19 protein-coding genes and 2 pseudogenes are annotated in these 16,836 nt (G+C 59.9%); 9 read left to right on the forward strand and 12 right to left on the reverse strand.

The window, feature by feature from the left end:
• From AC1RL5_RS30060 to AC1RL5_RS30070, 3 genes and pseudogenes are all read left to right on the forward strand, one after another.
• Positions 1-1,452, forward strand: a pseudogene (locus tag AC1RL5_RS30060) (hypothetical protein); the annotation flags it as partial.
• The gene (locus tag AC1RL5_RS30065; RefSeq protein ID WP_072451708.1) at positions 1,453-1,728 is read left to right on the forward strand and encodes a hypothetical protein; all 276 of its coding nucleotides are present in this window, start codon (positions 1,453-1,455) and stop codon (positions 1,726-1,728) included.
• 790 nt (positions 1,729-2,518) lie between these two features.
• Positions 2,519-3,100: a hypothetical protein gene (locus tag AC1RL5_RS30070; RefSeq protein WP_053156871.1), complete on the forward strand. Its 582-nt coding sequence runs from the start codon at positions 2,519-2,521 to the stop codon at positions 3,098-3,100.
• Positions 3,101-3,240: 140 nt separating this feature from the next.
• Here the strand turns inward: AC1RL5_RS30070 and AC1RL5_RS30075 are convergent, their stop codons facing one another.
• Both AC1RL5_RS30075 and AC1RL5_RS30080 read right to left on the reverse strand, forming a co-directional pair.
• Positions 3,241-4,188 (reverse strand): AraC family transcriptional regulator, encoded by a 948-nt coding sequence (locus AC1RL5_RS30075; RefSeq protein ID WP_053149673.1) that lies wholly within the window; start codon positions 4,186-4,188, stop codon positions 3,241-3,243.
• A 117-nt stretch (positions 4,189-4,305) separates the two neighbouring features.
• Entirely contained in the window at positions 4,306-5,049 is a 744-nt protein-coding gene (locus AC1RL5_RS30080; protein ID WP_258718301.1) for a DUF899 domain-containing protein, read from the reverse strand.
• 196 nt (positions 5,050-5,245) lie between these two features.
• Between AC1RL5_RS30080 and AC1RL5_RS30085 the strand changes: the two genes are divergently transcribed.
• Entirely contained in the window at positions 5,246-5,638 is a 393-nt protein-coding gene (locus tag AC1RL5_RS30085; protein WP_011059899.1) for a hypothetical protein, read from the forward strand.
• Between the two features lie 7 nt (positions 5,639-5,645).
• Here the strand turns inward: AC1RL5_RS30085 and AC1RL5_RS30090 are convergent, their stop codons facing one another.
• The 3 genes from AC1RL5_RS30090 to AC1RL5_RS30100 all read right to left on the reverse strand — a co-directional run bounded on the left by AC1RL5_RS30090 (position 5,646) and on the right by AC1RL5_RS30100 (position 7,686).
• A complete protein-coding gene (locus AC1RL5_RS30090) occupies positions 5,646-6,515 on the reverse strand; it encodes a DUF6279 family lipoprotein (protein ID WP_492590173.1) in 870 nt (289 codons plus the stop codon).
• A gap of 65 nt (positions 6,516-6,580) precedes the next feature.
• Positions 6,581-7,300: a TorF family putative porin gene (locus AC1RL5_RS30095; RefSeq protein WP_011059901.1), complete on the reverse strand. Its 720-nt coding sequence runs from the start codon at positions 7,298-7,300 to the stop codon at positions 6,581-6,583.
• 197 nt (positions 7,301-7,497) lie between these two features.
• Positions 7,498-7,686: a PFL_1563 family small protein gene (locus AC1RL5_RS30100; protein WP_016962619.1), complete on the reverse strand. Its 189-nt coding sequence runs from the start codon at positions 7,684-7,686 to the stop codon at positions 7,498-7,500.
• 342 nt (positions 7,687-8,028) lie between these two features.
• Between AC1RL5_RS30100 and AC1RL5_RS30105 the strand changes: the two genes are divergently transcribed.
• The 3 genes from AC1RL5_RS30105 to AC1RL5_RS30115 all read left to right on the forward strand — a co-directional run bounded on the left by AC1RL5_RS30105 (position 8,029) and on the right by AC1RL5_RS30115 (position 10,326).
• Positions 8,029-8,865 (forward strand): CvfB family protein, encoded by an 837-nt coding sequence (locus AC1RL5_RS30105; RefSeq protein ID WP_026020046.1) that lies wholly within the window; start codon positions 8,029-8,031, stop codon positions 8,863-8,865.
• Between the two features lie 28 nt (positions 8,866-8,893).
• Positions 8,894-9,316 (forward strand): DUF2177 family protein, encoded by a 423-nt coding sequence (locus AC1RL5_RS30110; RefSeq protein ID WP_053149681.1) that lies wholly within the window; start codon positions 8,894-8,896, stop codon positions 9,314-9,316.
• A gap of 86 nt (positions 9,317-9,402) precedes the next feature.
• The gene (locus AC1RL5_RS30115) at positions 9,403-10,326 is read left to right on the forward strand and encodes a DMT family transporter (protein ID WP_207239435.1); all 924 of its coding nucleotides are present in this window, start codon (positions 9,403-9,405) and stop codon (positions 10,324-10,326) included.
• Positions 10,327-10,334: 8 nt separating this feature from the next.
• Here the strand turns inward: AC1RL5_RS30115 and AC1RL5_RS30120 are convergent, their stop codons facing one another.
• Entirely contained in the window at positions 10,335-11,495 is a 1,161-nt protein-coding gene (locus AC1RL5_RS30120; protein WP_492590171.1) for a YbfB/YjiJ family MFS transporter, read from the reverse strand.
• 104 nt (positions 11,496-11,599) lie between these two features.
• Here AC1RL5_RS30120 and ptrR point away from each other — a divergent pair, with 104 nt between their 5' ends.
• Both ptrR and AC1RL5_RS30130 read left to right on the forward strand, forming a co-directional pair.
• Positions 11,600-12,493 (forward strand): putrescine utilization regulator PtrR, encoded by an 894-nt coding sequence (gene ptrR / locus AC1RL5_RS30125; protein ID WP_011059907.1) that lies wholly within the window; start codon positions 11,600-11,602, stop codon positions 12,491-12,493.
• A gap of 133 nt (positions 12,494-12,626) precedes the next feature.
• Entirely contained in the window at positions 12,627-12,755 is a 129-nt protein-coding gene (locus AC1RL5_RS30130; RefSeq protein WP_011059908.1) for a PA1414 family protein, read from the forward strand.
• A gap of 88 nt (positions 12,756-12,843) precedes the next feature.
• On the opposite strand, the gene AC1RL5_RS30135 is transcribed toward AC1RL5_RS30130, so the two are convergent.
• The 6 genes and pseudogenes from AC1RL5_RS30135 to speB all read right to left on the reverse strand — a co-directional run bounded on the left by AC1RL5_RS30135 (position 12,844) and on the right by speB (position 16,750).
• The gene (locus AC1RL5_RS30135; protein WP_093406627.1) at positions 12,844-13,104 is read right to left on the reverse strand and encodes a hypothetical protein; all 261 of its coding nucleotides are present in this window, start codon (positions 13,102-13,104) and stop codon (positions 12,844-12,846) included.
• A 27-nt stretch (positions 13,105-13,131) separates the two neighbouring features.
• Positions 13,132-13,389: an acyl carrier protein gene (locus tag AC1RL5_RS30140; protein WP_072451702.1), complete on the reverse strand. Its 258-nt coding sequence runs from the start codon at positions 13,387-13,389 to the stop codon at positions 13,132-13,134.
• 304 nt (positions 13,390-13,693) lie between these two features.
• On the reverse strand, positions 13,694-15,073 hold the full coding sequence (locus AC1RL5_RS30145; RefSeq protein WP_011059911.1) for a sodium:solute symporter family protein: 1,380 nt from the start codon (positions 15,071-15,073) through the stop codon (positions 13,694-13,696).
• 132 nt (positions 15,074-15,205) lie between these two features.
• Complete coding sequence (locus tag AC1RL5_RS30150; protein WP_072451701.1) at positions 15,206-15,421, reverse strand: hypothetical protein; 216 nt, start codon at positions 15,419-15,421, stop codon at positions 15,206-15,208.
• Positions 15,422-15,442: 21 nt separating this feature from the next.
• Positions 15,443-15,634, reverse strand: a pseudogene (locus tag AC1RL5_RS30155) (DUF4440 domain-containing protein); the annotation flags it as partial.
• A gap of 165 nt (positions 15,635-15,799) precedes the next feature.
• Positions 15,800-16,750: an agmatinase gene (gene speB / locus AC1RL5_RS30160; protein ID WP_011059912.1), complete on the reverse strand. Its 951-nt coding sequence runs from the start codon at positions 16,748-16,750 to the stop codon at positions 15,800-15,802.
• Positions 16,751-16,836: the final 86 nt, after the last annotated feature.

Below are 16,836 nucleotides of genomic sequence, written 5' to 3' on the forward strand. Positions count from 1 at the left end.
CGCGCCATCGTCGGGGCGGGCGAGATCGTGGTGCGCAAGGATGCCGAGACCGGGGCCGATTCAACGGCCGGGCTGAATCGGGATGTGAACAAGGCGTATGAGATCACTAAGGATGAAGAGTCGCGTACGGATTTGTATGCGAGCAGTTCTTCCCTTGGAGCGGTGGCGAGCCCGAAGAAGACGTATGAGCAGTGGAAGAAGAATGTTGAGTTGTATGGGGAGAACAGTCGAGACGCGATGTTAAAGCTCGACGAGCTTATGGCCAGTATGGTCGTGCTACTTACAGCGGGAAGCGATATCGAATTTGCATCCAGGCACGTGAACAACGTGCTGGTGATCCGTGAAAACGCTCGAAAACTCGTCAGCAAGGATGAGAACAAACGTGCGGAGGGCATGGATTATCTGATCCGGTCCAAAGTCGGCGAGGCGAATGGGGAGGCTGCAAAACTTCTTTTCGCTCGGATGAAGGATATTGCCCGCGAGAGCCCGGAGAAGTCACTTGAGCTAGCAGAAATGTTGGCCAGTTTGAAGAACCCTTCAAATGGATCGCTAAATCTCGCTGCTGCTCCTGGCGTAGGAATGATGGGGGCCTTAGCGCTTGCGCTGGTTTACTCAGGAGCGTCACCCCAGACTCAAGAAAATATGCGTAACACAGCCAACTCGGTTGTTGAGAGCGCTAAAAAGTCAGGTGGTGTTGCAAAGGAAGAGGTGCAGAGGCAGCTAAAAATTTCGATCGGCCTTTGGGAGTTGATAACCCTCACTACGTTTCCAATTCACCTGCTTGATGATGAAAACCGAAAGCTGGTCAATCCGATTGTTGATGCATCAGGATGGAATCCTGCCAGTGGAGGCTACGCTGAGGGTGGCGGAGTTATTACAACGCCGCATACCGGCGGTACTCAGCTGGATGGAGTGCAGAAGGATGGTGCCTATGTGACTCCGGAGCACAAGCTAAGTCCGGGTATTGTGTATAGTGAAAAGGTATCGGAAAAAGGAACTGTGACCATTGCACAGAACCTCCCTGATAGTAGATTGCCTCTACAAAAAGAAATTGATATTGCTAATATTCTTGCCGAAGAGCGAGGGGTGAGTGTTCTGTTGAGAGGCTCTAATACACCAAGTGGTGACGCGACTATTCGTTTGCCAGATGGCACAAGGCTTCGTGCAGAGTTTAAAACTTTTGAAACTCCAGATGCTCCGGTGTCAGAGCTGACGGATAATCGTATAAAGAGAATATTTGAGCGAAATATTAGTACCGGGAGTTCGCAGCTTAATGGTTTTCCAAGTGCGGTGGTGATTGATGCGCGTGCATTGAGTTTGTCATCTGAGCAGGTTGCTGGCTATATAGATAGAGCTTTAAATAACGTGGTGCCGAAGCGTCCTGAGTTGGAGCAGGTTTTTGCAATCACACAACATGGGGTTATTCAAATGCCGATTGTGAGAGGGAAGTAAATGGGTACGTATTATTATTTGTGCTGCAAAACTTGCCGAATTTCATTGAACTTAGGAAAAAAGCTGGCGAAGGAAGGGGAGCGATTAGTTGTTCAGGGGGTCTACTCTGATAAGGAAAGGGCTTGGCTCAATGATAAGCGTGCATGGGATATTATTCAGGCCTTTTTTCAGCAGCATGAAGGGCACGATTTACTATTCGTTAATGATGACGACTTTTCGCAGATCCAGTTGTATGACTATGTTGAAGGAGATGACTTTTTGGAGGGGGGAACTTGATTGGTGGTTTTTTTCTATAATAACAATTTTTGTTATGGTTGCTGCATAAGGTTCTAAAGGGCGTTACATGTTGGATGCAATTGGAGATGTCCGTAGCCTAAATAGAGAGGAGAGATATGATGGCTGTTGGGTACTTTGAATTTGCTTTGGTTTTTGATTAAAGAATAGTAAATGTTTGTGGATAAATGGTGAGGCGATATTCCTGGATATAGTGGGGAAGGGGAGGTTTTAGGCGGATTTTCTAACTGTTTGTTAGGAAGGGTAGATATTGATTTGTTGTTGGTTGGGTTTTTTCGTTTGCTCTCGGAAGTTTAGTCGTGGGCTAGTGAGGTAAGAGTTTTTGGTTGTAAGGGTGGTGGGCGAGTAGAGATTTGGGAAGATGATATCTTTATATTGTTTGGGTTTTGAGAGATTATCTTTATTTCTGATAGAGGAAATTATATATCTTGCCGCTAACTTTGATTGTAACTTGGTGTTGTTTGGTAGTGGGGAGATTTTTGAGCCAAAGCTGCCCTTGGTTGTGGAAAAGGTAAAGTAGCCTAACGCTTTTGTTTTTTTGTGAGGAGCTAGCTGGTTTTTTCGATGCTCTAGTTTTGTGGGGTGAAAAATATAGTTGGAAATTATTGGGTTTGGTGTTGTTATATGGTCTTCAAAATTGGCGTATTTTGGCCTGAATTTACTCTTGTAGTGGTTGTTTTGTTGAGCTCTTTTTATAGCGGATTAATTAGGTCTGTACGCGTCGCTAAGTTTTTCTCAGTTGTTGTTGAAAACCTCTCAAGGAAGATCCGTCATGCGTCTGTTGTCTCTGCTCTTCACCCTCGCTTTGCTCGCCGGTTGCGCCTCCACTCCGGACTATTACATCTCGCCCAAACCGGTGCAGATTCCCGCCAACGCGACTTACTGGATCGACACCTTCAACCTGCAGTTGGTCGGCGAGAGCGAGCGTTTTCTGCCTGAGGACAAGTTGCGTCAGCAACTGGGCATGGAGTTGATCCGGCAGTTGGGCAATGCCAATCGCTACGCCGCCACCAAGGACAGTGCCGACTACCTGCTGGATGTAGATGCGGTGTACAAGCGCCGCCTCAGTGATTCCCAGGGCGGGCTGGTGTCGATGGTCGTCGATGACAATACGATCCTTGCCAGTGTCGACTTTGGCTACAAGGTGCAGGTCAAGCGCGACGGCGCCGAGGTGTTGCATTTCGCCCAGGAGCGCGATGGTTTGCAGCCTGCCGGGGCCATGGGCCAGTTGCGCAATATGAAGACCATGTTGGGGGCGATCACCAACAGCGGTAACTCGGATGTGGAGAACTTCTACATTCGTGCTCTGCCGAGGTTCATCGTTCGCGATATCACGGCCATTCCTTCTCGTTGAGTGAGTGTGTGGGGGGATTGTAGAGCGAGCTCGCTCGCGATGAGCGCCAGGGCGTCGCGTTCTTTCAGTAGCGGCGCGTTATCGTTGGCGTTGTTCGCGAGCGAGCTCGCTCCTACAGGGGGATCAACGTGCTTTTTGGGTTATAGCTTTTTCACCGGAATGCAGATCTCACACTCCAGCTCCCCGGTCTTGACGTCGTAGAAGGCATCCGCCGGGTAGCGTTCGAAGGCCGGGCGCGGGTCGAATTGCAGGCCGCTCTTGGGCAGCCAGTCGCGGCATAGTTCGATCCAGGCGTCGGCGATAGCCGGGCCCAGGCCGCGGTAGTGGGCCACGGCGTAGAGGCCGCCGGGCAAGGTGGTGACGACGGCCGGGGCGCTGGCCTTGAAGTCTTCGGGCACTTCCACGCAGGCGTCGTAGCGGCATTTGTCGGCGGGGGTGAGGTCCGGGTCGTCGTGGCCGATGCCGTAGCGCACGCGGTTGAACAGCTGGTGTTCGAGCATCCACGGCGCGGCGGTTTCGCGCCAGAAAATGCCAATGCCCGGGCCGTAGGCGCCGATATAGCGCAGGTAGGCCACGCGGGTGGCGGGTAGTTGCTGCAGGGTGACCTTCATCGCGGTTTCCTTCAGGTGAATGAAGGCGTCAGGATCGTCGAAGGCGGGGATGTGGGTCTGATCAGGATTGCGCAATTCACGCAGGCGGCGTTCGCGGATGTCGTCCAGGCGGCGGTGCCAGCGTTTGGGCTCGGTATCGCGCCAGGTGCTGGGGGAGACTGAGAAGTGCTGTTTGAAGGCCCGGGAAAATGCCTCGCCGGAGCCGAAGCCGACTTCCAGGGCAATTTCCAGCACTGAGGCCGAGGGGCGGCTGGCCATGAGGTAGGCGCCGCAGGCCAGGCGTCGGCGGCGCAGGTAGGCACCCAGGGGCTCGCCGACCCAGGCGCTGAACAGGCGGTGGAAGTGGTAGGGCGAGAAATGGGCGACCCGCGCCAGGTCCGCCAGCTCCAGGGGTTGGTCCAGGTGTTGGTCGATATGCTCCAGCACCCGGCTCATGCGCAGGGTGTATTCGTGGAGGCTGTGATAGGCGGCGCTCATGTCTACAGCTTAGTTGGCTGGGTGGGTCGTCACAGTCTGCCGCAGATTTGTGCCGTTTGTGAGTGCGATTCGCCGGCAAGCTGGCTCCTGCGGCAGGTTCTGCCGGCGAACAGGTTCTCAATCGTCACAACAGCAACTGCTGTTCTTGCCCTGGGGCGTTGCCTGGTAGCGATCGTGGTGCCGGACCCAGCCCATGATCTGCTCTTCGTTGCGCCCCTTGGGCGTCAGGTCGAGGAAGTTGTAGGCCCCCAGCAACAGGTCCAGCCCGCGGGCATAGGTGGAATAGGTGTGGAATATCTCACCTTGCGGGTTGCGGTAGAAGACGCTGAGCCCGGGCAACTCCTGCTCATTGCCACTGGCCTGTTCGTAGTTGTAGCTGGCAGTGCCCTGGGCCAGTTGCTCGGCGCTGAGGCTGACGCCGAAGTCCTGGTTGAAGTCGTCGCCGGCGCTGGAATACCAATCGAAATGCCAACCCATGCGCTGGCGAAAGGCCTGGAACTCGGCATAAGGGGCGTGGGAGATGGCCACCAGCGCTACATCGTGGTGGGCCAGGTGCTGGTTGGCGCCATCGAAGTGGTCGGCGACGAACGAGCAGCCCTTGCAGCCCTCCTCCCAACCTTCGGCAAACATGAAGTGGTAGACCAGCAGTTGGCTGTGGTCGCCAAACAGATCGGCCAGGCCCAGCGGGCCATCGGGGCCATGAAACTGATAGGGCTTGTCGATTTTTACCCAGGGCAGCGCCCGGCGTTCGGCGCTGAGCTGGTCGCGCTGGCGGGTAAAGGCTTTTTCGTGGATCAGGTGCTGTTTGCGGGCTTGCAGCCATTGTTCCCGGGAGACCACGGGATGCTCGGTAACGGACATGACATCTCTCCTCAAGGCAGTGGGGGCGATGGGTCTTACACACGCTAGTCGTTTGGCGCTGGAGTGGATCGACAAACCGCCCAGCGGTTTTCCGATCAGGAGCGGCGGCCTGGGGTGGATTTCCTGAACGGCTGAATGGCCTGCCGGTCACAACTTGTGAAGGCATTTCATTCGCTTGTCTGGAGGTTGAATCAGGATGACGACTTATAACTGGGATCTGATCGAACGGCTGCTGCACGAAGTGCAGAACGGCGCCGGCCACAGCTTCACTCCGCGGCCCTATGCCGAGCAGCATGCGGCGGCCAAGGCGGCGGAAGGCGAGCCCACCGGCAATCTGGATGACCTGAAAGTCACCGCCACCGAGTACGAAAAGTTACTGCTGGACCGTGGCTTTATCGAAAGCCGGCCGGAAGAGGAGGGCGGCAATGGCGAGAACTTCGTGCTCACGCCCCGTGGTTCCAGCCTGCTGTGCCTGATCGACAGCAGCATCCCGGGCAATGATCACCCGCGCCAGGTGCTGGATGAGCAGGCCGATGCGCTGGATCCGGCGACCTTCGATCAGGTGGCCTCCAAGGCCCAGATCGCCTAGGTTGCGCCTAGCCCTGGCGGGCGTTCTGCAGGCATTTGAGCTCGGCGAAGTCCTTGCGCACTCCGTCGATTTTCTTCAGCAGGCGCTGGCGCTGGGCCGGGGTGCTTTGTGCCATCAGGTCCACCAGCAGGCTGCGTGCGGCCTGTTCGGTGTGGGCGTAGGCCTGGCGATAGTCCGGCGTCCATACGCTCTCGCGGTGTACCAGCAATTGCTCGATACGTTGTGGGAAATCGCTGTTTTGCCGTTGCTCCACAGCCGCGCTGAATTGCGCCTGCCAGTGGGCTCGGTTGGCGATCCACTGCTGGTTCTGCTCGCCCAGGCTGCTGGACCATTGTTCCACCCGTTGCTGCTGGCTCGGGCTCAAGGGGCCGAGCCAGGCGTTCAGGCGCTTGCTCATGCGTTGGCTGCGCTGCTCTATCTGTTGCGCCAACGGCGGCTTGAGGTATTGCTCCTGGTGTTCCTGCAGGTCCTTGGCGAAGGCGGAATTCATCTCTTTGACTTGCTGGTCGTTCAGACCCTGGAGCAGCTCCACGGCGGACGGGGCGATCTGCCGGGCGGTTTCGGCGATGGCTTGCTTGGCTTCCCGGGTGCGCTCTTGCAAGCCCTGGTCGCTGACCTGGTTGTTCTGCACCATCAGTTGCAGGCGGTCGAGCCAGTCCAGGTAACCTGGGAGCTGGGTGGTGCAATGCCAGCTCAGGTGCTGCTGCAGGCGCTGGTTGAACCAGCTCTTCTGCTCGCTGTTCATGTCCAGGTAGTCGTTGAGGTTCCAGGGAATGATCACATCCAGGTTGCGATAGGCCAGGCCGACCCGGCTACAGGCGCCCAGCAGCAGGCTGATGATCAGGAGCGGAATGAGGAGGTGCCAGCGGCGCGCCATGTTCGAGTCCTTGCGAGTGCGGGTTGCTGTATCTGAACCCTGAAGGTGCCTCGCAGTTCAGACGTTCAGTAGAACGCCCGTTCGGCCTTGAAGGTGAGCAGGCCGTCGCATTGCGGGTTATGCCCGGAGTAGGCGCTGCAGTCGTTGCCGCTGAGGCTGGAGTCACTGTAGATCAGGTTCAGGTCGATCCCCAGCCAGGGGCGCGAGAGCTTGATCGACCAGTCATTGAAGCCGGCCACGTAGCCGCCGTCGGCGATCGAGACGCCATTGTTCAGTTGATGGGTGGTGTATTTGACGCTGACGCCAATGCCGAACGGTACGTTGCCGCCCAGGTCAGCGAACAGGGTGCTGTTGCGTTTGTCCGGGTCATTGCTGAAGGCCGCGCCGAAGCGGCTACCGAGCAGGGTCAGGCCGCCGTAGAATTCCTGGCTGTCCTGGGTCCGCAACTGCGGGTAGTTGTAGTGGATCATTCCCAGTTCGTAGCCCAGGGTCTGGTCGAAGGGCTGCTTGAAGCCCAGGTAGGAGTCCACCTCCAGTTTGCTGGAGGGGCTCAGGCCCATGCTGGGGGCCCACTGGCCGGCATACCAGCCACTGTCGTGGCTCAGGTCGAGGCCGCCGTGGAACGAGCCGCTTGAGGACGGCTTGACCAGGCCCTGGGCCATGCTGCGGCTGGGGCTGGTGCCCAGCTTGAGGTCGAAATCCCCCAGCTCGCGCTGGAAGATTTGCCCATGGGCAATGGGGCAGGCCAACAGCAGGCTGCAGGCCAGCAACGAGGATTTGAGCATGCAGCACTCCCTGAACTGCGCGGAGCGACAACCTGAAAGGCGGCTGAAACGATTGATCTAGAGGGGGTAAAGGATACCGGCGAATGCCATTGGCTGAAGGCCGTTCGTCGATTTGCTGGTAGTGGGGAGGAGAGCGGGTGCCAGTCCTAGCGCTTTGAGGGCAAAGCGCTAAGGGACCAGGATAATGCGCGGGGGAGTTACTTCTTGCCCAGGCTGATCTGCTTGGACGGGCCGAAAGTCTGGCCGCTGACGCCTTTGGCGATCTGCTGGATTTCGCCGCCCGATTTCAGGAACGCTGCGATCTGTTCGTTGATCGATTCACTGGTTTCAACGGCGGGAGCTGGTTTTGCTTTGCTGTTGGAGGCTTTTACTCGCATGGCGGCCATTTAACCTTTCGGGAAAATTAATTTGGCCAGGCATCTTATCAGAAATACTTGACAATTGCTTGGTAAATATCCCCTGGAACAGAAAGGCGCTTCCTGCTGTTTTTCCTAAGTTTATTTTTCGGATATTTTCCTAAGTCGCTGTTTTAACTAAGGACCCATCGAAAAAAATGCCCTCTCGCTGTGCTCCGAAAAGGCTCGATGCACGGCTGTTTGCCTGACGAGCGGCCGGTTGAGCGCCGGGAACGCCAGAAAAATCAAGGATTTCGTGGTCGGCGATTCAGGAGCGTCAACGCAGGCCTGGAAAACAGGTAGAATGCCGCCCACGCAATGAGGGTATTGGAAATGGCTTTAGTCGGGCGCTACAACAGTTTGCAAGTGGTTAAACACACTAACTTTGGTTTGTATCTGGACGGTGGGGCAGACGGAGAAATATTGCTGCCCAATCGTTATATCCCCAAGGACATTCCCAGTGAAGATGAAGACTGGCTGAATGTTTTTGTTTACTTGGACAGTGCTGACAAGTTAATCGCAACTACCGAAAAGCCGAAAGTTCAAGTTGGTGAGTTCGCCAGTCTTAAAGTCGTCGAAGTTAACAGCATTGGGGTGTTCCTGGACTGGGGGCTGCCCAAGGATCTGCTGCTGCCGTACTCCGAGGAAAAGCGCCAGATGAACGCCGGCGAATACTGCGTGGTGCATGTCTACCTGGACAAGCACACTCGCCGTATCACCGCCACGGCCCGTCTGGACCGCTACCTGGACAAGACGCCGGCCAACTACAAGGCCGGCCAGGAAGTCGACTTGCTGGTGGCCGAGTCCACCGACATGGGCTTCAAGGCCATCATCAACAACAAGCACTGGGGCCTGATCCACAAGAACGAAGTGTTCAAGTTCCTGCGCTCGGGGATGCAAGAGAAAGGTTTCATCAAGGAAGTGCGCGCCGACGGCAAGATCAGCCTGAGTCTGCAACCTGTCGGTGAACAGGCGGCCACCAGCCTGAACTCGAAGATCCTCGCCAAGTTGCGGGAAAACGATGGCTCGCTGGCGGTCAGCGACAAGAGCGACCCGGCCTTGATCAGCAGTTTGTTCGGGGTTAGCAAGGGCAACTTCAAGAAGGCCATCGGTGCCCTCTACAAGCAGGGCCAGATAGTCATTCACGCGGATCGTATCGAGCTAAGTTGAGACTCACTTCACGCTGCGGGCGAGGCTTATGAAAACCACGCTGGTTGCCTGGCTCGCCACCTTGCTGGCGTTCCTGCTACTCGACGCGCTCTGGCTGGGGCTGATGATGGGCGAAACCTACCGGGCCCAGTTGGGGGCGCTGCTGCTGGAACAGCCACGGCTGTTGCCGGCAGCGCTGTTCTACCTCCTCTACGTTAGCGGTTGCCTGCTGTTCGCCGTGCGACCCGCCCTGCAGCAGGGCGGCTGGCGCCGGGCTGCGTGCCTGGGGGCGCTGCTCGGGCTGGTGGCCTACGGCACTTACGACCTGAGCAACTGGGCGACCTTGCAGGGCTGGTCGGCTTCCCTGGCGCTGCTGGACATGGCCTGGGGCATGCTGGCCAGTGCCCTGGCCTGCAGTTTCGGCGTCTTCTGTGCCTGCCGCTGGGCGCCTGGCGCAAACGGCGGGAACTAGGTCTGCTCCAGGGGACCCGTCAGGCGCGGCGGCAGTTCTTTATTTCGGGTAGGGGTCATGTCATTGAATCAATGTGAGGTATGGCGGTGAGCATCGAACGGCGCAACGCCGATGGGTTTGCCCTGCAGGTGATGTTGGGGCTGTGCCTGATCTGGGGCGTGCAGCAGGTGATGATCAAGTGGGCCGCGGCGGACATTGCGCCCATCATGCAGGCGGCCGCCCGTTCGGGGATCTCGGCGCTGCTGGTGGCTGTACTGATGTGCTGGAAAGGCGGCTGGTCCCAGGTTTCCAGTACCTGGCGCGGCGGCTTGCTGGCCGGCGCTCTGTTCGGCCTGGAGTTCCTGTTTATCGCCGAAGGCCTGAAGCTCACCAGTGCCGCGCACATGTCGGTGTTTCTCTACACCGCACCGATCTTCACCGCCCTTGGGGTCAATTGGCTGTTGCCCAGCGAACGCTTGCGGCCCTTGCAATGGTTGGGGATCGTCCTGGCCTTTATCGGCATCAGCATTGCCTTTGCCGGCGGGATCTCCCTGGACAACCTGGACCGGCGCATGCTCCTGGGCGACATTCTGGGATTGCTGGCGGGGCTGGCCTGGGGCGCGACCACAGTGGTGGTGCGGGCTTCGCGGCTGTCCGAGGCGCCGGCGACCCTGACCCTGTTCTATCAGTTGATCGTCGGTTTCGTCGGCCTGTTGCTGATCGCCGTGCTCAGCGGCCAGGTGACCCAGGTCAGCCTGACGCCGGTAGCGGTGGCCAGCGTGTTGTTCCAGGGGCTGGTGGTATCGTTCTTCAGCTACCTGACCTGGTTCTGGCTGCTGCGGCGTTATCTGGCGGCGAACCTGGCAGTGTTTTCCTTCATGACCCCGATGTTCGGCGTGACCTTCGGCGTGCTGTTACTGGACGAGCCCTTGAGCCTCAACTTCTTGCTGGGGGCAATGCTGGTGCTGCTGGGTATTACCTTCGTCAGCGCCGAACAGTGGCTGCGGCGGCGGATCCAGCGCTTGTTGTAGCCCGCGCTTCACGAGACGACCGCACAGCGCTGTGCCCTTGGTCGCAGTTGCCAGAGCAGGCTGGCGCCGATCAGCAAGCCGCAGCCCGCCACCACCAGCGCCAGCTGCAGGTCGCCGCTGAAGTGGCTGCTCAGGGCGGCCAGCAACGGGCCGCTCAACTGGCCCACGGCAAAGCAGGCAGTGAGCAGGCCGGCGTTGCGCTGGGCCGACTGCGGTGCCAGTTCCCGGGAGCGCTGCATCACCAACTGCATGCAGGCCAGGAACGGCGTGCCGCACAGCAACACGCCCAATACCAGCCCCAGGCCACTGCCCAGCAGGCAGGCAAAGACCCCGGCGGCCTGCAGCCACAAGGTCGCCATCAGCCATTGCCGGGTGCTGTGCGGGGTGTGCCGACGCAGGCTGGCCAGGGCCACGCCCACGGTCGCGGCCAGGCCGAAACCGGGCCAGAACAGGTCGGCCTGCCACTGGCCATGGAAGCGCGCATTGGCCATCTGCGAAAGGAAGGTCGCGGGGATGATGTAGCCCACGCCATACAGGGCGTAGACCAGCCCCAGGCGCGCCACGCTGTGCTCGGTGGCGCAGGCGCTCTGCGTTTCGCCACTGGGGCGCGCCGAGGCCGGGGGCAGGATCGGCAGGATCACCAGCAGCATCAACAAGGCGACCGCGGCATACAGCAGCCACAGGTTGGCCGAGCTTTGCCCCAGAAGATTGGAGCCCAGGGCCAGTAGCCCGGTGAGCATGATGCCCAGCCCCGGGCCGGCGAACACCAGGGCTCCGAGGCGTGGCCGCCCCGCCGCCTGGGCCAGGGGTTGGCTCAGGGCCGTGATCATCACCAGCACCCAGGCGCTGGCCACCCCGGTGCCGAAGCGCAGAAGCAGGTGCGGCCAGAAGCCCTGGGCCCAGAACGAGGCCAGGGTCAGCAGCACGCACAGCCACAAGCCGCCCAGCAGGCGCAGGCGCACCTGGGCCGGACGCCGGGCGAACATGGCGTCCAGGGCTCCGAGGAAATAGCCCAGGTAATTGGCAGCGGCAATCAGCCCGGCGGCGGTCAGGTCGACCTGGCCTTCGCTGATCAGGTGCGGCAGTTGCGGGGTCAGGGCGAAGCGGCCAATGCCCATGGCCATCATCAGGGCAATGAAGCTGGCGAGCAGGCGGAGCAAGGGAGACATGGTCGGCTTTCCATCGATGGGGACAATGACCGTCAGGCTAGGTCTGATTGACTTTCTTTAAAAATGAATAATATTGAGTAACTTGTTCAGTTTTGGAGAAAGTCATGGAGTTCAGCCAATTGCGCATCTTCCAGGCGGTGGCCGAGGAAGGCTCCATCACTCGCGCTGCCGAGCGCCTGCACCGAGTGCCGTCGAACCTCTCGACCCGGCTCAAGCAACTGGAGGAGCAACTGGGGGTCGAACTGTTCCTGCGCGAGCGTCAGCGCCTGCAGTTGTCGCCGGCGGGCAAGGTGCTGCTGGATTACGCCGCGCGCCTGTTCGCCTTGCACGACGAGGCCCATGCCGCGGTGCAGGGCGGTCAGCCGGCCGGGGAGTTTGTCCTGGGCACCATGTACAGCACCGCGGCGATTCACTTGCCTGCGTTGCTGGCGCGTTATCACCGGGCTTATCCGGCGGTGAACCTGCAGGTGCAGTCCGGGCCCAGCGGCGAGTTGCTCGAAGGCTTGCTCACCGGGCGCCTGGATGCAGCCCTGGTGGACGGGCCGCTGGAGCTGGCAGGCCTGGATGGCGTGCCCCTGTGCGACGAGACCCTGGTACTGATCAGCGAAGCCGACCATCCGCCGGTGCGTACGGCCCGGGACGTAGAGGGCCGTGCGGTGTTCACCTTTCGCCAGGGCTGCTCCTATCGCATGCGTCTGGAATCCTGGTTTGCCCACTACCACGCCGCGATGGGGCGGGCCATGGAGATCGAGTCCTATCAGGGCATGCTGGCCTGTGTGATCGCCGGTTCCGGGGTGGCGCTGATGGCTCAGTCGATGCTCGACAGCCTGCCGGGGCGCGAAAGTGTGGCGGTGCATGCCTTGGCCGAGCCTTTTGCCCGTGCCACTACCTGGCTGATGTGGCGCAAGGGCATGGTCGGGGCCAATCTCAATGCCTGGATCGAGCTGCAACAGGGCGCTGGCGTGCAGCTTGCGCAGCAGGCGCGGGCCCATGCTTGAGCACCCGATGGCCATTGGCTTTAATCCAGTAACAGTTCATTGCCATTGCGCAGCAGCGCGCTGGAAAAGATAGGGCTATTATCTGCTTGAGGCGGCGCAGTATCGCCGCTCGGCACGACCCTGAGGGGGCACTATGAAAGACAAACTGCAAAGCTGGCTGCACGACCTTGGCGTCGCACTGGGCCTGATCGAGCCACCGCTGCAACCGGTGCCGATTCCTACCGACGAAGAGCTGCGGCGCCGTCAACAACGTCGTCGCTGAAGCAGAGGCGAGAGCGGAGTGCAGGCTCCGGCTCTCGCGGATGTCTTCTAGCCGGCAGTCGCTGGGCCACAGGCCTGGGGCAATCGGGTCAATCCTGGTTTTGCCGGGCCTTTTCCAATAACCATTGCACTAGGTCATCCACCCTTTCCAACTGCCCTAGCGCTCGCTGCTCTTCACGGGGCAAGACACCCAGGTCGAACCTGTCCTCCAGGCGCCACAGCAGCGCCTCGATATCATCCCTGTCCAGCCCCAGTTCAGAGAGACCGCACTGGTCATCGAAATCCACAGGCTCATCCAGCCAGTGGCGAATGAGCAGGTGCACTGCCGCGCGCGCTTGGGCCCGATTCATCTGCGTTGCTCCCAATACGACAGCAGGTCAGGCGGGACGGGCGGCGTCGGCGCGGGTCTTTTCCAGGATGAACAGGCTCAGCTCGCTGATGCTGCTGATTCGATACAGGTCGCGGTCGGGATCCAGGCGAATGTTGAACTCTCGCTCCAGGCTGTGCAGCAGGACCTTGAGGTCCAGGGAGTAGGTGTCGTGTTCGCGGGCCTGGCTGGGCGGGATTGGCCACTTCTGGGCCATTTGTGCATCGATGGCATGACGGATGCTTTGCTGGATGGAGAAAAGGTCCATAAACACCTCGGGGCAGGGAGAGGCTCTTATTGTTTTATGACCCCATCCAAGGGTGAAGCGATAGCGTGCACTGAGGCGGCCAGCGATCCTTGTACTGTTTTCCTGCGGGAACAGTCGTCGCTGGATCTGAGTACAGCACAGGTTTTTTTCCGGCGGGGTAACCATTCGTCCATTCATGGTCCTGACGAAAATGGCTGAGGGCTTTGCCCGTCGGTGCCGCGAGGCTTTTGCCAGGCGAAAAAAAACGGGTGCGGCCACCGACGCCGCACCCGTCGAAGAAAAGCTTCAGACCTCCGGCTTCACGTCAGATTGCGTTGGCCAGGGGCGCAGGGCGCCGGGAGGCCAGGCTCACCACCACGAAACTCACCAGGCCCACGGCCAGGCTGTAGTAGATCGGTGTGTTGGCATCCAGGCCGTCCTTGAACATGAAGGCCAGAGCCGTGACGAAGCCCAGGCCCATGCTGGCGATAGCGCCGGCAGTGGTGGCGCGTTTCCAGAAAATGGCGCCGATCAGCGGGATCAGCATGCCGCCCACCAACAGGTTGTAGGCCAGGGTCAGGGCGCTGATCACGTCGTTGACCACCAGGGCAATGCCCAGCACCACGATGCCGGTGAGGAAGGTGAACAGGCGGTTGATCCCCAGGCTCGATTGCTTGCCGCCGCGCAGCCTTGGCAGCAGGTCTTCGGTCAGGGTGGTGGAGGCGGCCAGCAGGCCGGCGCTGGCAGTGGACATCATGGCGGCCAGCGCCGCAGCGATCACCAGGCCACGGATGCCGTCCGGCAGTGAGGCTTTGACGATGGCGGCAAAGGCGTTGTTGACGTTGTCCAGGTCCGGCAGCAGAACATGGGCGGCCATGCCGATCAGGGCGCAGGCCAGGCCGTAGAGGATGCAGTAGAAGCCCGCCAGGGTGCCGGCGTATTGCGCGACTTTCTCGGTCTTGGCGGTGAACACCCGTTGCCAGATGTCCTGGCCGATCAGGATGCCGAAGAAGTAGATCATGAAGTAGGTGATGATGGTGTCCCAGCCGATGGCGGTGAAGCTGAAACTGGACGCTGGCAGCTTGGCCACCAATTCATCCCAGCCGCCTACGCGGTACAGGCAGATCGGCAACAGGATGAACATCAGGCCCACGGTCTTGATCACGAACTGGACGATGTCGGTCAGGGTCAGCGACCACATGCCGCCGATCGCCGAGTACACCACCACCACGCCGCCGCCCAGCAAAACCGAAACCCAGAACGGCAGGCCGAACAGCACTTGCAGAACGGTGCCGATGGCGAGGATCGAAGTCACCCCGATCATCAGCGCGTAGGCCAGCATGATCACTGCGCTGGCCTGGCGGGCCATGGGGTTGTAGCGCTTCTCCAGCACCTGGGTGACGGTGAAGATGCGCAGCTTGAGCAGCGGCTTGGCCAGCAGCAGGTTCAGGGCAATGATCCCCGCCCCCAGGGCGGCGCACAGCCAGAAACCGGAAATGCCGTGGACATAGCCCAGGCGCACGGTGCCGACGGTGGAGGCACCGCCCAGGACCGTGGCGGCCATGGTGCCCATGTACAGGGTGGGGCCCAGGTTGCGGCCGGCCACCAGGTAGTCCTCGTGGGTCTTGGCCTTGCGCATGCCGTAGTAGCCGAGTACGAGCATGCCGGCGGCATAGATGAGTACGACAAATAGATCTAAAGCCATGGTGGCGTGTCTCCGATTATCTTTTTTATGTGAAACAAACGGTTCATGCAGGTGCTGGCTGCTCAGCGAAGGCGGGGTCAAGTCTTGTGCAAGACCCAGGGGCTCTATCGCGATACGGGCCGCTCCAGGAGGTTATCCGGGCAGTAGCGCGCGACTTGCCAGCAGCCCGCTGGTACAGCGGCTGGCCATGCTGGAGTGCGCAGTTTCGAGAGTGGCGATGGCGGTGCTGGCCAGGCCGGAGGGTAGGCGAAACAGGTCGCAAGGCCTGGTGTCGCGTTGGTGCTCGAGGATCTGTCCGATCCTGTTGGTTGCGATGTTGCTAGGGGTTTTTTCTTTGTTGTTATTCATGATCTGCTCCGATCACATTGGCTAAGGGGGTGGCAGCCCTTCCGGCACAGCGGACAAATGGTTGTGACAGGCCAGCCAGAGGCCTTGTTGTTTTGTGCGAGACCCAATGGTTTCGCGTTCCTGGCTGAAGTCTTGCTCCCCTTGCATGCGCAGCTTCGTGGCTACGTCATGAGTCAATCCGGCGCCGTCCCCCTGTGGGCGGACGACGGCGTTGTCCGGGATGCGTCACCGCACCTCGGAACCATCCTTGGCCCCTTATCGGCCCGGCTAATGCCTGGCAGGCATTGCGCAACAGCAGCCGAGGACGGGGTAAAGATGAAGCGGGTAGTACCGCTTTGCGCCGCAAACGGTCTGGCGGCGCGCAGCATGTGCTGAGTCTCAGCGATGGGCGACGCCAGGCAGTACGCAGAGCATTTCGTACAGCAGGTTGGCGCCCAGCAGCGAGGTATTGCCGGTGGTGTCATAAGGCGGCGAAACCTCCACCAGGTCGCAGCCCACCAGGTCCAGGCCCTGGCAGCCACGGACAATCTCGATGGCCTGGATGGTGGTCAGGCCACCGATTTCCGGGGTGCCGGTGCCTGGGGCCCAGGCCGGGTCGATGCCGTCGATGTCGAAGCTCAGGTACACCGGGCCGTTGCCGACTTTCTCGCGGACTTCGGCCATCAAGGGCTCCAGGGATTTGTGCCAGCATTCTTCGGCCTGGACCACGCGAAAGCCCTGCTTGCGGCTCCAGTTGAAGTCTTCGGCGGTGTAGCCCTGGGCGCGCAGGCCGATCTGCACCACGCGGTCGCAGTCCAGCAGGCCTTCTTCCACGGCGCGGCGGAAGGTGGTGCCGTGGGCGATTTTCTCACCGAACATGTGGTCGTTGACATCGGCGTGGGCATCGATGTGCACCAGCCCGACCTTGCCGTGTTTCTTGTGGATGGCCCGCAGGATCGGCAGGGTGATGGTGTGGTCGCCGCCCAGGGTCAGGGGAATCACGTTGTGTTCGAGGATGCCGTCATAGGCTTCTTCGATGATGCGCACCGCGTCCAGCAGGTTGAAGGTGTTGATCGCTACGTCGCCGATGTCGGCCACCGACAGCGAGTCGAACGGGGCAGCACCGGTGGCCATGTTGTAAGGGCGGATCATGACTGATTCGGCACGGATTTCCCGCGGGCCGAAACGGGTGCCGGCACGCAGCGAGGTGCCGATGTCCAGGGGCACGCCGACGAACGCAGCGTCCAGGCCGGCAGCGGATTGCAGATGGGGAAGACGCATCATGGTGGCGATGCCGCCGAAGCGCGGCATTTCGTTGCCGCCCAGTGGTTGGTGGAGAATCTTGTCCACGGGATAGGCCTCATCGTTGTTTTATATTTATGGGGTCGACGGCGCAGCGAATCCTGCCCGAGCAACCGAGTGGGGCCGATTCTGCG

The sequence above is a fragment of the Pseudomonas sp. GW822-FHT06D10 genome, from assembly GCF_058799535.1.